General features: G+C 61.3%; 13 protein-coding genes. 9 read left to right on the top strand and 4 right to left on the bottom strand.

All coding sequences use genetic code 11. The features are described 5' to 3' along the window. From mce to ASD31_RS08275, 6 genes are all read left to right on the top strand, one after another. On the top strand, positions 1-405 hold the full coding sequence (gene mce / locus ASD31_RS08295; RefSeq protein ID WP_056333098.1) for a methylmalonyl-CoA epimerase: 405 nt from the start codon (positions 1-3) through the stop codon (positions 403-405). Between the two features lie 96 nt (positions 406-501). Next, complete coding sequence (locus ASD31_RS08290) at positions 502-771, top strand: DUF1467 family protein (RefSeq protein ID WP_056331793.1); 270 nt, start codon at positions 502-504, stop codon at positions 769-771. Between the two features lie 46 nt (positions 772-817). Further along, a complete protein-coding gene (locus ASD31_RS25895; RefSeq protein ID WP_156392568.1) occupies positions 818-1,057 on the top strand; it encodes a hypothetical protein in 240 nt (79 codons plus the stop codon). Between the two features lie 428 nt (positions 1,058-1,485). Beyond that, positions 1,486-2,814 carry a proline--tRNA ligase gene (proS, locus tag ASD31_RS08285; protein WP_056333095.1) on the top strand — a complete coding sequence of 443 codons (1,329 nt, stop codon included), beginning with the start codon at positions 1,486-1,488 and terminating at the stop codon, positions 2,812-2,814. Between the two features lie 10 nt (positions 2,815-2,824). After that, the gene (locus ASD31_RS08280; RefSeq protein ID WP_056331791.1) at positions 2,825-4,132 is read left to right on the top strand and encodes a lipoprotein-releasing ABC transporter permease subunit; all 1,308 of its coding nucleotides are present in this window, start codon (positions 2,825-2,827) and stop codon (positions 4,130-4,132) included. 18 nt (positions 4,133-4,150) lie between these two features. Then, positions 4,151-4,834 carry an ABC transporter ATP-binding protein gene (locus ASD31_RS08275; protein ID WP_056331788.1) on the top strand — a complete coding sequence of 228 codons (684 nt, stop codon included), beginning with the start codon at positions 4,151-4,153 and terminating at the stop codon, positions 4,832-4,834. Positions 4,835-4,878: 44 nt separating this feature from the next. Here the strand turns inward: ASD31_RS08275 and ASD31_RS08270 are convergent, their stop codons facing one another. Continuing rightward, entirely contained in the window at positions 4,879-5,454 is a 576-nt protein-coding gene (locus tag ASD31_RS08270; RefSeq protein ID WP_082520522.1) for a hypothetical protein, read from the bottom strand. A gap of 428 nt (positions 5,455-5,882) precedes the next feature. Here ASD31_RS08270 and dnaE point away from each other — a divergent pair, with 428 nt between their 5' ends. Beyond that, positions 5,883-9,383: a DNA polymerase III subunit alpha gene (gene dnaE / locus ASD31_RS08265; protein WP_056331785.1), complete on the top strand. Its 3,501-nt coding sequence runs from the start codon at positions 5,883-5,885 to the stop codon at positions 9,381-9,383. Positions 9,384-9,401: 18 nt separating this feature from the next. Here the strand turns inward: dnaE and ASD31_RS08260 are convergent, their stop codons facing one another. From ASD31_RS08260 to ASD31_RS08250, 3 genes are all read right to left on the bottom strand, one after another. Beyond that, a complete protein-coding gene (locus tag ASD31_RS08260; protein WP_200952165.1) occupies positions 9,402-10,628 on the bottom strand; it encodes a L,D-transpeptidase family protein in 1,227 nt (408 codons plus the stop codon). Between the two features lie 119 nt (positions 10,629-10,747). Further along, entirely contained in the window at positions 10,748-12,037 is a 1,290-nt protein-coding gene (locus ASD31_RS08255) for a DNA polymerase IV (RefSeq protein ID WP_056333093.1), read from the bottom strand. A gap of 115 nt (positions 12,038-12,152) precedes the next feature. After that, positions 12,153-12,431, bottom strand: coding sequence for a DUF3572 domain-containing protein (locus ASD31_RS08250; RefSeq protein WP_056331780.1), 279 nt, complete (start codon positions 12,429-12,431; stop codon positions 12,153-12,155). Between the two features lie 160 nt (positions 12,432-12,591). Between ASD31_RS08250 and ASD31_RS08245 the strand changes: the two genes are divergently transcribed. Together ASD31_RS08245 and ASD31_RS08240 are read left to right on the top strand one after the other, a co-directional pair. Continuing rightward, on the top strand, positions 12,592-12,963 hold the full coding sequence (locus tag ASD31_RS08245; protein WP_003547430.1) for a response regulator: 372 nt from the start codon (positions 12,592-12,594) through the stop codon (positions 12,961-12,963). A 90-nt stretch (positions 12,964-13,053) separates the two neighbouring features. Continuing rightward, a complete protein-coding gene (locus tag ASD31_RS08240; protein WP_056331778.1) occupies positions 13,054-14,421 on the top strand; it encodes a PleD family two-component system response regulator in 1,368 nt (455 codons plus the stop codon). The last annotated feature ends 25 nt before the right edge of the window (positions 14,422-14,446 follow it).

Raw genomic sequence — 14,446 nt, 5'->3', positions numbered from 1 at the left:
ATGCTTGGACCTGTCAATCATATCGCTCTTGCGGTGCCCGATCTTGGCGAGGCGGTGGAACGCTATCGCGGTATGCTCGGCGCCTCGGTGAGCGAACCGGAGGCCTTGCCGGAGCACGGCGTGCGCGTTGCCTTCGTCTTGCTCGCCAATACCAAGGTGGAACTGCTGGAACCGATCGGCGAAAATTCGCCGATCGCCGCCTTTCTTGCGAAGAACCCTTCAGGCGGCATGCATCATATCTGCTACGAAGTTGCGGACATCATTGCCGCGCGCGACAGCCTGGTTGCGGCCGGCGGCCGGGTGCTCGGCGACGGACGCCCGAAGATCGGCGCCCATGGAAAGCCGGTCCTCTTCCTTCATCCAAAGGATTTCTTCGGCACGCTGATCGAGCTCGAGCAAGTGTGACAGAAAGGCGCGACCTGAGTATTTGTCGCCGTGCCGCCAAGGCGGTATAATCAGGCTGGCGCAGGGCCGCCCTTCAATCAGCCGCGAGAGTACCACATGCCGTTTTTTTCAGTCTTCGCGATCTATTTTATCATCTGGTGGCTGACGCTGTTCATCGTCCTGCCGATCGGTATGCGGACACAGGCCGAGGAAAACGAGATCGTGCCGGGAACTGTCGAAAGCGCGCCGGCGCGTTTCCGCGGCTGGAAGGTCTTCCTGACCACCTCGGTGGTCGCGGCATTTATCCACCTGGCCTGGTACATATTCGCCGTACGGCTCGGCTACGGCATCGACGCCATTCCGCAATTCGCGCCGGATTTCTATTAACCATCTGAGGTCGGAACCTCGGTTTGCAGGGGTAGATGATGGGCGAATGCCCGCCTTCGACGGCTTCCGCGTACTGCCGGGCAGGCGAGGGGCCGCAAAAATGACGCAATTCCAGCGATCCAAATTTCGCTGGCGGCTGATTCCCGTGAAAAAACCAAAAAAAAACAAGGCTGAAAGCCTTGTTTCTAAGTATCGCGTGATCCTTATCCGTTACCGGTGGCTGCGTGTAACCGCGCCTAAGATCTTATCCTCCCAAGACTTGACCGCGAAATCGACAAGAATTTAATCTCCCTGCTTCTTTTCTGGGCCGAAACTAGCCCAAAGAACAGGCAATGTCATCCCATATTTTTGCATTTTTGCTACAGTAGCATAAAATTATTAAGTTGACTTCATATTCGTGTTTCCTGTTATTAGCGTGCCTTTTTGACGCAGATGCGCGGGTCGTCGCGATGTTCTTCCCTGCGGGCGCAGTACGGTCGTCAGCCAGTCCCGCCTATCCGGAGATGACGGGTTTTCTTCCTCCTCCGAAGCGTCTATGAACGCCTGTGCGCGATGTTCCTGCCGGTGGAATCAATCGGTCGGTCCGTCGCGGCAAGCAGTCAAACGGCAGTGCCCGGTTTGCGCGTCCATAGGTCGCGCGGGGCCTGCAAGCTCAACCTTATTTCGCCCGAATCCAGCGATAGTGCGAAGTGCTTCAAGTTCCGGAACCCGTTCATGCGCCTGTCCCGCTTTTTCATGCCCATTCTGAAGGAAAACCCGAAGGAAGCGGAGATCGTCTCGCATCGGCTGATGCTGCGGGCCGGCATGGTGCGCCAGCAATCGGCCGGCATCTACACCTGGCTGCCGCTGGGCAAGCGGGTTCTCGACAAGGTCAATGCGATCATCCGCGAGGAACAGAACCGGGCCGGCGCCATCGAACTGCTGATGCCGACGCTGCAATCGGCCGAGCTCTGGCAGGAAAGCGGCCGCTACGACGCCTATGGCAAGGAAATGCTGAGGATCAAGGACCGGCAGGACCGGCCGATGCTCTATGGTCCGACCAATGAGGAGATGATCACCGATGTGTTCCGCTCCTATGTCAAGAGCTACAAGGACCTGCCGCTCAACCTCTATCATATCCAGCTGAAATTCCGCGACGAGATCCGGCCGCGTTTCGGCACCATGCGCTCGCGCGAATTCCTGATGAAGGATGCCTATTCCTTCGACCTCGACCGGGAAGGCGCGGTCGATTCCTACAACCGCATGTTCGCCGCCTATCTGCGGACCTTCTCGCGCATGGGCCTGCGCGCCATTCCGATGCGTGCCGATACCGGCCCGATCGGCGGTGACCTCAGCCATGAATTCATCATCCTGGCCGATACCGGTGAATCGGAAGTCTTCTGCCACAGGGATTTCCTCGATTTCGACATTCCGGCGGAAGACACGAATTTCTGGGATGCGGCCGCGATGAAGGCGATTTTCGACAAATGGACGTCGCTCTATGCGGCGACCTCGGAAATGCACGACGAGGCTGCGTTCAACGCAGTCGATGCGACATCCCGCGTTTCGGCACGCGGCATCGAGGTCGGGCATATCTTCTATTTCGGCACCAAATATTCCGAAGCCATGGGCGCCAAGGTGCAAGGCCCCGATGGCAAGGAGCATACGGTGCATATGGGCTCCTACGGCATCGGTCCGACCCGGCTCGTGCCGGCGATCATCGAGGCGTCGCATGATGAGAACGGCATCATCTGGCCGGCCTCGATCACGCCTTTCGATGCGGTGGTGATCAACATGAAGACGGGCGACGACGCCTGCGATGCGGCCTGCGAAACCATCTATGCGGCCCTCGACAAGGCCGGCCTCGATCCGCTCTATGACGACAAGGACGACCGTGCCGGCACCAAGTTCGCCACCGCCGATCTGATCGGCGTGCCGGTGCAGGTGATCGCCGGGCCGCGTTCGGTGGCCAGCGGCGAGGTCGAACTCAAGGACCGCAAGACCGGTGCCCGCGAAACAATGACCGTCGAGGCCGCCATCAACAAGCTGACCGCCTCGAAATAAGGGATAGGCCATGAGCGCCGCGACGCAAGACCAGGACAAGGCAGCGGCCGCCCAGCCGCCAGCGAGCCGCCCGTTTTCCATTTTCGAACGGATGGTGGCCTGGCGCTATCTGCGCTCGCGCCGCAAGGAAGCGTTCATCTCGGTGATCGCCGGCTTTTCCTTCATCGGCATCATGCTGGGCGTGGCGACGCTGATCATCGTCATGGCGGTGATGAATGGCTTTCGTACCGAGCTTATCTCGCGCATCCTTGGCATCAACGGCCATATGATCGTTCAGCCGCTCGACGGCCCGCTCGACAATTACGCCGACCTCGCCACCCGGTTCTCCGGCGTCAAGGGCGTCACCATGGCGATCCCGATGATCGAGGGGCAGACGCTTGCCTCCGGTCCGGGAGGGGCAGGGACCGGGGCACTGGTGCGCGGCGTGCGCGCCGAGGACCTCGCCAAGATGAAGTCGATCTCCGATCACATCCAGTCCGGCGATCTCGTCGGTTTTGCCGCCGGCAGCGGCGTGGCGATCGGTTCGCGCATGGCCGAGCAGCTGGGCATCACCGCCGGCGGCACGATCACGCTGGTGGCGCCGGAGGGCGACGTGACGCCGATGGGCGTCAATCCGCGGGTCAAGTCCTACACCGTCTCGGCGATCTTCGAGATCGGCATGTCGGAATATGATGCCACCATCATCTTCATGCCGCTCGAGGAGGCGCAGCTCTATTTCAATGCGCCGGGTATCGCCCAATCGATCGAGCTCTTCGTTGCCAATCCCGATCTCGTTGACGAGCTTCGCCAGCCGGTGGAGGATGCAGCCGGCCGGCAGGTCCTGATCAGCGACTGGCGCGACCGCAACAAGACCTTCTTCTCGGCCCTCCAGGTAGAGCGCAACGTCATGTTCATGATCCTGACGCTGATCGTGCTGGTGGCGGCGCTCAATATCGTCTCGGGCCTCATCATGCTGGTGAAGGACAAGGGCAGTGATATCGCCATCCTGCGCACTATGGGCGCCAGTTCCGGCGCCATCATGCGCATCTTCTTCATGACCGGGGCGGCGATCGGCATTGTCGGAACGCTCGCCGGCGTCCTTCTCGGCGTCATCGTCTGTCTCAATGTCGAATCCATCCGCCAGTTCTTCTCCTGGATTTCCGGTACGACGATCTTCAATCCCGAACTCTATTTTCTCAGCCAGCTTCCGGCCGACATGAACCTGGGCGAAACCGTCTCGGTCATCGCCATGGCCATCGGCCTGTCGTTTCTCGCCACGATCTTCCCGGCCTGGCGCGCCTCGCGCCTCGATCCGGTTCAGGCTCTGCGCTACGAATAACCAAGGAATACAGACACGATGAATGCGCGCGTGGCACTGCAGCTTTCCGGCGTCGAACGCCACTACAACCAGGGCGATGAGACCCTGTCGATCCTGAAAGGGGCCGACTTCAAGCTGCATGGCGGCCAGACGGTGGCGCTGGTGGCGCCGTCCGGCACCGGCAAGTCGACGCTCCTGCACCTCGCGGGTCTGCTCGAGCGGCCGGATGCGGGCGAGGTGCTGATCAACGGCCAGTCCTGCGGCGGGCTCGGCGACGAGCAGCGCACGGCGATCCGCCGCAACGAGATCGGCTTCGTCTACCAGTTCCACCATCTCCTGCCGGAATTCACCGCCATCGAGAACATCATGATGCCGCAGCTGATCGCCGGCCTCAACAAGGCCGAGGCGCGCGAACGGGCCGCAGCGCTGCTCGATTACATGCGCATCGGCCATCGCGCCGAACACCGCCCCTCGGAACTGTCGGGCGGCGAACAGCAGCGCGTCGCCATCGCAAGGGCAGTGGCCAATGCGCCGCTGGTCCTGCTTGCCGACGAGCCGACGGGAAATCTCGATCCGGAAACGGCCGGCTATGTTTTTGAGGCGCTGGAGGCGCTGGTGCGTCAGTCCGGCCTTGCGGCGATGATCGCCACCCACAATTACGAACTCGCATCGCGCATGGACCGCCGCGTCACCATCGAGGACGGCAAGGTCGTCGAACTCTAGGTGCTCTAGGCAGAACGGGCGACCACAGCCGATGGTCGCCCCGTCTAGCCATTGCCGCAGGCCGTCTGGCCGCGATCGTCCGACCAGTCCCGTAAAAGCACGGTTTCGCCCTTGGCGGCAACCGGCTTGCTCTTTGCCGTCCCCTTGCCTGTCATCACGTTGAAATCGCAATCCGTCTGATTGTCGGGATCGAGCGTGTCGTAGGAGGTGTAGGTGTAGCCGGCGACGACGAAATCGGAGTTGCGATAGGCGACGGTTAGCTTCTGTTCCCAGCGGTCGCGACCGATGGACTCATTGTGCGAGGTGATCAGGAGCGAGCCGTTGGGAAGTGCGGTCAGGAAGGGGCGCTGACCGGCAATGCCGAGATTCCCCCAGACCTTATTGGCGGCGACGGTCTTCAACGTCAGGCGCCCGGCCTCGTCGTCATGCAGGTAGATATAGACCGAGTGATCGTCGCCGCTGTTCTCGTCCGCGGCGACCAGGAGGGCAAGATCGGCATTGCCGTCCTTGTCCCAGTCGCCCGTTGCGGCAGAAATGATCCGGTCGGCACCGATGGCCTTTGCCGCCTGCGCCATACCGGCCGAAAGACCGATCAATGCCGTCGCAACAATCAGGAACATCTTCATCTCTGCCTCGATTGAACTGGAATGCCGGCAGAGTAGTCCGCCCCTTGAGCGGCGTCCAGAGGGTCCGCGCCGGGGGAGCGGTCGGATATTTACCACCCAGCATGGCCCGGATGAAGATTTGCAATTGCTGCTTGACACGTGAACATAAATGGAACAAGAAAGGAACATAACGGAAAAGGAAGCCCCGCAATGACCGACTTTATTCGTGACCTCGCCGCATTCGCCTCGATCTCCATGTTCGTCGCCAGCCTCTCCATCATCGTTCTTGGAATGTAATGCCGCGACCGGACCCGCCTGCCAGGCGGTGACGGCTGTGGACAATCCGACCCGGTCGTGAAAAAGGCGCCCGCCGGCGGATGAAATCTGGACATGGACGGCCGGAAGAAGGATATCCTCGGACCTAGACGGAATCGGGGTACGCCATGACGGATGCGGTAAACGACAGGCAGCAGAAAAATGGTGCCGCAAGCGCGCCGCAATTCGTGCATCTTCGCGTCCATTCGGCCTTTTCCCTGCTTGAAGGTGCCTTGCCGATCAAGAAGATCATCGGCAAGGCGGTGGCGGATGCGCAGCCGGCGATCGGCATTGCCGACACTAACAATCTCTTTGCCGCGCTCGAATTTTCGCAGAAATGCATGGATGACGGCCTTCAGCCGCTGATCGGCTGCCAGTTGTCGATCGACATGGAAGACGAGGCGGAGGACGGCAGGCGCGGTCATGCGCAGCATCTGGCGAAACTTCCCGCCATCGTGCTGATCGCCGCCACGGATGCCGGTTATGTTCGGCTCGTCGAGCTTGTCAGCCGCGCCTATCTGGGCGGCGAGGGAAGCCAGTCGGTGCGCATCGCGCTGTCCTGGTTGAGCGAAGGCGGAACGGACGGGCTGATCGCCCTGACCGGCGCATCCGGCGGCCCGGTCGATATGGCGCTGAAGTCCGGTCATCCGGCGCTTGCCGAGGCGCGCCTGAAAACGCTGTCCGGGCTGTTCGGCGATCGGCTCTATGTCGAGCTCCAGCGCCATGGAAAATATGACCGCCGCCATGAAGGCCGGATCGTCGATCTCGCCTACAGGCTCGAACTGCCGATCGTTGCCACCAACGAACCCTTCTTCCCGTCGCCGGCCGAGTTCGAGGCGCATGACGCGCTGATGGCTGTGGCGCACAATGCGATGGTGTCCGACGACAGCCGCTTCCGGCTGACGCCCGATCACTACCTGAAAAGCCGCAAGGACATGGCGGCGCTGTTTGCCGACCTGCCGGAAGCGCTCGACAATACGATCGAGATCGCCAGGCGCTGTTCCTTCGTCCTGAAGACGCGCGCGCCGATCCTGCCGCGTTTCACCGGCGCCACGGATGACCCGGCGGAAGCCGAGCGCGCCGAGGAGATCGAACTGCGCCGGCAGGCCGTCGAAGGGCTTGAAGACAGGATGCAGAAGCTCGGGCTTTCGCCCGGCTACACCGAGACGGATTATCGCGAGCGGCTCGATTTCGAGCTCAGCGTCATCGAGAAGATGAAGTTCCCCGGCTACTTCCTGATTGTTGCCGACTTCATCAAATGGGCAAAACTTCAGGATATCCCGGTAGGCCCCGGCCGTGGTTCGGGTGCAGGCTCACTGGTCGCCTATGCGCTGACCATCACCGATGTCGATCCCTTGCGCTTCTCCCTGCTGTTCGAACGCTTCCTCAATCCCGACCGCGTGTCGATGCCCGACTTCGACATCGACTTCTGCCAGGACCGGCGCGAAGAGGTGATCCGCTACGTCCAGCGCAAATATGGCCGCGAACAGGTGGCGCAGATCATCACCTTCGGATCGCTGCAGGCGCGCGCCGCGCTGCGCGATGTCGGTCGCGTGCTGGAAATGCCCTATGGCCAGGTCGACAAGATCTGCAAGATGGTGCCCAACAATCCGGCCAATCCCACTCCCTTGTCCAAGGCGATCGAGGAGGAGCCGCGCTTCCAGGAAGAAGTGGACAAGGAGCCGGTGATCGGGCGCCTGCTCGATATCGCCCAGAAGATCGAAGGGCTCTACCGCCACGCCTCGACCCATGCCGCCGGCATCGTGATTGGCGATCGGCCTTTGTCGCAGCTCGTCCCCATGTACCGCGATCCGCGCTCGGACATGCCGGTCACCCAGTTCAACATGAAATGGGTGGAGCAGGCCGGCCTCGTCAAGTTCGACTTCCTCGGGCTGAAGACGCTGACCGTGCTCAAGGTCGCCGTCGATTTCATCCGCAAGCGCAATATCGAGGTCAAATTGGAGGCGCTGCCGCTCGACGACCAGAAAACCTACGAGATGCTGTCCAAGGGCGACACGGTCGGCGTGTTCCAGGTGGAAAGCGCCGGCATGCGCAAGGCGCTGATCGGCATGCGGCCGGACTGTATCGAGGATATCATCGCGCTGGTGGCGCTCTACCGCCCCGGCCCGATGGAGAATATTCCAACCTACAATGCCCGCAAGCACGGCGAGGAGGAAATCGAGTCGATCCATCCGATGATCGATCACCTGCTGAAGGAAACCCAAGGGGTTATCGTCTATCAGGAGCAGGTGATGCAGATCGCCCAGGTTCTGTCCGGCTATTCGCTCGGCGAAGCCGATCTTCTGCGCCGCGCCATGGGCAAGAAGATCAAAGCGGAAATGGACAAGCAAAGCGAACGCTTTGTCGATGGGGCCATCAAGAACAATGTGCCCAAGGCACAGGCGATCAACATTTTCGAACTGCTGGCAAAGTTCGCCAACTACGGCTTCAACAAATCGCACGCCGCCGCCTATGCCATCGTCTCCTACCAGACCGCCTACCTGAAGGCGCATTTCCCGGTCGAGTTCCTGGCCGCGTCGATGACGCTCGATATGTCGAACACCGACAAGATCAATGATTTCCGCCAGGATGCCATGCGGCTCGGCATCACGGTCGTGCCGCCCTCGGTGCAGACCTCGTTCCGCCGCTTCGAGACCGGCGAGAACCACATCTATTACTCACTCTCGGCCATCAAGGGCGTCGGCGAGGCGGCTGTCGATCACATTGTCGAGATGCGCGGCGACGAGCCCTTCGCCAGCCTTGAGGATTTCTGCCTCAGGATCGATCCGAAACTGCTCAACCGGCGCGTCTTCGAAAGCCTGATCTGCGCCGGCGCCTTCGATTGCTTCGGCCATGACCGGGCGGAGCTTGTGGGCGGCCTCGACCGCATTCTCGGCTTTGCCCAGATCGCCCAGGCCAACAAGGTGAGCGGCCAGAGCGACATGTTCGGCGCGGGCGCGGCCACCGGCCCGGAAAAGATCAGCCTGCCGGCCTATTCGCCCTGGCTGGCGTCCGAGAAATTGCACCGCGAATTCCAGGTCCTGGGCTTCTATCTCTCCGCCCATCCGCTCGATACCTATAATGACCTCTTGGCCAAGATCCGCGTCCAGACCTTCGCGGATTTTTCCGCCTCGGTGAAGAAGGGTGCCGCCGCCGGCCGACTGGCTGGAACGGTGACCTCCAAGCAGGAAAGAAAGACCCGGACCGGCAACAAGATGGGCATCATCGCCTTTTCCGATTCGACCGGCCAGTTCGAAGCCGTGCTGTTTTCAGAGGCGCTCAACCAGTACCGCGACATGCTTGAGCCCGGAAAATCGCTGGTGATGACCGTCCAGGCCGAGGAGCGGCCGGAGGGCATCGGCATGCGCATCCAGACGCTGCAATCGCTGGAAGAGCGTTCATTGCAAATGCAGAAGGCGCTTCGGGTCTATGTGCGCGACAGCGGCCCCTTGCGGTCCGTCGCGACCCATCTCAATACGCGCGGCGATGGGCTGGTCTCGTTCATCGTCATCAAGGACAATGGCCAGCGTGAGATCGAGGTCGAACTCAACGAGAAATACCGCATCTCTCCCGAGATCGCCGCGGCGCTGAGAACAGCGCCGGGGGTGATCGACGTCGAACTCGTATAGCCGACGACTTTTATACATTCAGGATTTCGGCGGGGTGCGGGTGATCGTCACGAAATCCGTGCCTTTGCCGGTTTCCTGCCCAAGGCCGAGATCGGAAATGGTGAGCGAAGAGCCTTCCGACAGCAGTTCCTCGATCTTCTGGCGCGCCTCCTGCGCAAGGATGATGCGGCCCATGCTGCGCCGTGCCGCATTGAAGGCGCTCGCATCTTCCTCGACGGTAATGCCGAGCCGCTTCTTCATCGGCCCCGGCAGGCTGTTGTCGAGCGACATGACGAACCATTCGCCCTTTCCGGTCGCAGCATCGATATTCTGGAACTGCAGGAAATGCGTTCCAAGCGCGATTTCCGCGTTTTCGATGGTAACCGGCATGTCCAGCAGCGGCTCGAAATCGCGGCGTACGAAAAGCTGCCCATTCGGCGGCTTGCCCTTGCCGGCCTTGAGATAGAGCGCATCCAGGAATTCGCTCGTCAACAGGCCGTTCACCGCCATTTTTTCATCGGCCTGGAATGAACGGACCGCCTGCAGCGTCTGCACACCGGCATAGCCGTCTATGGTGCCGGCGGTATAACCGATCTGGTTGAGCAGCGCCTGGACATCGCGGGTGATGTCGCGCTGATCGCGGCGGGTGATCAATATCCGGATCGGTGGCTTTTGCTCCGGCTCGACAGTCGGCTTTTCAACCTGCTGCGGCGCGATCGTCGCAACTTCGACCGGCTTTTCGGGGAGATGCGACACGCTCGGCCGCAATGTCGCATCGGACAGCAGCGCCGGTTGGACGATTGCCGGCTGGAACAGGAATGGATCGGAAATCGCCTGCGGCACCAGCTGGCGATCCGAAATCAGCACGTGCAGCCCACGGCTGGTCATCTTGAAAAGCTGCTTGGCAAAATCGTCCGGCAGACGCACGCAGCCGTGCGAGGCCGGATGGTTCGGAACATGGTTCGACGCATGCAGCGCGATGCCGGACCAGGTCAGCCGTTGCATGAAGGGCATCGGCGCGTTCGAATAGATGTTGGATGCATGAAAGCGGCGTTTTTCGAGGATCGAGAAAATGCCTGTTGGCGTCGAATGGCCGGGCTTGCCGGTCGAGACATTCGACGTCGCGATCACCGTATCGCCGTCATAGACCACCAGCGACTGCTGGTCGCGGGAGACGACGATCTGCAGCGGCGCCCGGTCGCCGCCCGCAAGCGCGGTGCTGGCGGAGAGCGAGAAAACAAGGCCGATACCAAATGCAAGACGCAAAACCATGACAGACATCCGGACGCAGGAGTGGCAGACAAGGCTAGCGTGAGAGATTTAAGGAAGCTTTGCTGTTTCCAAGGGAACAGAAAGAACAGAGGGTGCAGGGCGAGGCGGCCCGGTTATTTCCGCCGGCCCTTGCCGAATGTATAGCCTGTCTCGACGCTCCCCTTGCCGAATTTGTCGCGCAGCGCGTTGATCGCCGCTTCGGCCGCGGCACGGCGTCCGGCCAGCGCATCGACGAGGTCGGGCGGATCGGCGAGATCGGGATCGGAAAGATCAGCGACGCCGATGCCGAGCAGGCGGAATTTCGTTCCGTCCGCTTCCTTGTCGAGAAGCTGCATGCCGGTGCGGAAGATGCGGTCGGCAAGGCGGGTGGGGCTGTCCAGCCGCCGGTTGCGCGTGCGGATCTTGAAGTCGGCCGTCTTCAGCTTCAGGACAACGGTCTGCCCGGCGATCTCGGCCTTTCGCAGCCGGTACGCCACCTGTTCGCTCAATCGGCGCAGATGCGTGACGAGGTCGTCATAGTCGCAGAGGTCGTCGTTGAAGGTGGTTTCCGAAGTGACGCTCTTGGCTTCGCGGTCGATCTCGACCCTGCGCTCGTCCTGGCCACGCGACAGACGGTAGAGGCGCTGGCCCATGGTGCCGTAACGCTTCATCAGGTCGGTTTCCTCCATTGTCTGGAGTTGGCCTATGGTGCGGATGCCGTCGCGCTCCAGCGTCGCTGCAAAGGCCTTGCCGACGCCCCAGATGAGGGTGACCGATCGGTCCTTCAGGAAATCCAGCGCCTCGGCCGCGCCGATGACGGAAAAGCCGCGCGGCTTCTGCAGGTCCGAGGCGATCTTGGCCAGGAACTTGCAGTAGGAAAGACCGACCGAAACGGTGATGCCGACCTCCTGTTCGACCCGGCGGGCGAATTTGGCCAAAGTGCGGGCAGGGGGATCATGGTGCAGGCGCTCCGTGCCTTTCAGTTCCAGAAAGGCCTCGTCGATCGACAGCGGCTGCACCAGCGGCGTCAGTTCCTGCATCAGGCTGCGCACCTCACGGCCGACCCTTACATATTTCTCCATATCCGGCTTGATGACGACCGCCTGCGGGCAGGCTTCGAGCGCCTTGAACATCGGCATGGCCGAGCGCACGCCGTGAATGCGGGCGATGTAGCAGGCGGTGGAGACGACGCCGCGCTTGCCGCCGCCGATGATCACCGGCTTGTCGGCCAGTTCCGGATTGTCGCGCTTCTCGACGGACGCGTAGAAGGCATCGCAGTCGATATGGGCGAGTGTCAGCTCATGGAGTTCGGAATGATAAAGCAGGCGCGGACTGCCACAGGCCCGGCATCGGCGTATGCCGTCCGGCTGGCCGGTCAGGCAGTCTCGGCAGAAACCCGGAAGGCGCGGCGTGTCTGTATGCATGGACCGGAACAAAAGTTGAACATTTTTACGTTACGCTCTATGCTGCCGACACTCAAGGGAGGCCGGACGATATCCACGCTCTTGCCGACAGCGAAATCGAACCATGTTCTCTGCCTCAGAAGTCGCCGGAATTGTCGGGACCTGACAGAACCGCATGCGTCCGCACCACCTGTTCGGGCGGCGTGCCGGTCGCCTCGCAGAAGGAGAGGAGGGTTGGCTCATGGCCCATCAGGAAATCGACGACGCCGGCAAGAAACCCCGGATCGGCCGCTGCATGCCGCAACGAGGCGGGATCGGTGCCGGTCAGCGCCAGGAAGCGGCCGAGCAGTTCCGGCTCGTTTGCCAGCCATGCAAGAATGGCGATTGCGGTTTCCTCGGCCGGTGTCACGTGCATTCGTCCTTCTGGCATTCAGGCAATTTTTTCGCGCAATATTACCTGTTTTTCAACCAAATAGCTCTAAGGTCAAGCTTCCGGGAACAGGTGATGTCCATTGCGCGCAACTTATAAGGATGCGCCGGGCTTGCAAGCCGGAACGGCAAAACAAGGGACCAAAATGCCCAAGCAGGTGATGATTGTTGAAGACAACGAGCTGAACATGAAGCTCTTTCGTGACCTGATCGAAGCATCCGGATACACGACCATCCAGACCCGCAACGGCATGGAAGCCCTTGATCTTGCGCGTAAACATCGCCCGGACCTGATTCTCATGGACATCCAGTTGCCGGAGGTTTCCGGGCTGGAAGTGACCAAGTGGCTGAAAGAGGACGACGAGCTCCATGTTATCCCGGTCATCGCCGTTACGGCCTTTGCGATGAAGGGCGACGAGGAGCGGATCCGACAGGGGGGTTGCGAAGCCTATGTCTCCAAACCGATCTCGGTGCCGAAATTTATCGAGACGATCAAGACCTATCTGGGCGACGCATGAGGTTGCCGGGAGCGCCCCAACGGGCAGCTCCGCTAAATAATTCGCGCTGAGTGGGGTTATCTCAAGCGCTCACTGGGCAGGAAAGATTGCATGACCGCGCGTATCCTTGTCGTCGATGACATACCGGCCAATGTGAAACTGCTGGAAGCCCGGCTGGTGGCCGAGTATTTCGACGTTCTCACCGCTGCAGACGGTTACGAAGCGCTCGCTATTTGCGAGAAGCAGCCGCTTGATCTCATATTGCTCGACATCATGATGCCGGGCCTGGATGGTTTCGAAGTCTGCGAACGGCTGAAGGCGAACCCCCGCACCGCCCATATTCCCGTCGTCATGGTCACGGCCCTCGACCAGCCCTCCGACCGGGTAAGGGGCCTGAAGGCCGGCGCCGACGATTTCCTCACCAAGCCGGTCAACGACCTGCAGCTGATGTCGCGCGTCAAGAGCCTGGTACGGCTGAAAAATGTCAGCGACGAGCTGCGCCTGCGCGCCGAGACCGCCCAAAGCGTCGGCCTGCAGGATCTGGCCGCCGCCGACCGGCCGGACGAGTTCGGCCACGTCCTGCTCGTCGATGGCCGCGGCAGTTCGCAGGAGCGTATCAGCCGGGCGCTGAAACCCGTTGCAAATGTCGTGGCGATGTCCGACCCGCAGGCAGCCCTTTTCGAGGCGGCCGAAAACAGCTTCGACCTGGTGATCGTCAATTCCAATTTCGACGAATATGATCCGCTGCGGCTCTGCTCGCAACTGCGTTCGCTGGAGCGCACGCGCTATATTCCGGTCCTGCTGATCGCCGAGCAGGGGCATGACGAGATGGTCGTGCGGGCGCTGGACCTGGGCGTCACCGATTATCTGATGCGGCCGGTCGATCCCAACGAACTGGTGGCGCGCAGCCTGACGCAGATTCGCCGCAAGCATTGCAACGACCGGCTGCGTGCCAGCGTCAGGCAGACGATCGAACTGGCGGTCACCGATGGCCTGACCGGGCTCCATAATCGCCGCTACCTCGACAACCATCTGAAGCTCCTGATCGATCGCGCTGTAGCGCGGGGCCGCACGCTGTCGATCTGCATCACCGATATCGATCGCTTCAAGAGCGTCAACGACGCCCATGGCCATGATGCCGGCGACGAGGTTCTGCGCGAATTCGCCCACCGTGTCCGCGCCACCGTACGCGGCGCCGACCTTGCATGTCGGTTCGGCGGCGAGGAGTTCGTCGTGGTCATGCCCGACACGCCGGCCGATGCGGCCGCCGCCATTGCCGAACGGCTACGCACCATCGTCGAGGGCAGGCCGTTCGCATTGCCGAATTCGGAAACATCGCTGTCGATCACCGCATCTCTGGGCATCGCCACGCTCAATCCCGCGGGAGATACGCCGGAAGCCCTGCTGAAGCGCGCCGATACGGCGCTTTACCAGGCCAAGAACAACGGCAGGAACCAGGTGGTTGCTGCTGCCGCTTGAGCCATTCCGGGGCAATCCATCCTCT

Origin of the sequence: Rhizobium sp. Root482 (genome assembly GCF_001426565.1) — a bacterium.
Classification (GTDB): Bacteria; Pseudomonadota; Alphaproteobacteria; order Rhizobiales; family Rhizobiaceae; genus Pararhizobium.
The sequence above is the reverse complement of the archived record's forward strand: the minus strand, read 5'-3'. Positions and strand labels throughout refer to the sequence as shown.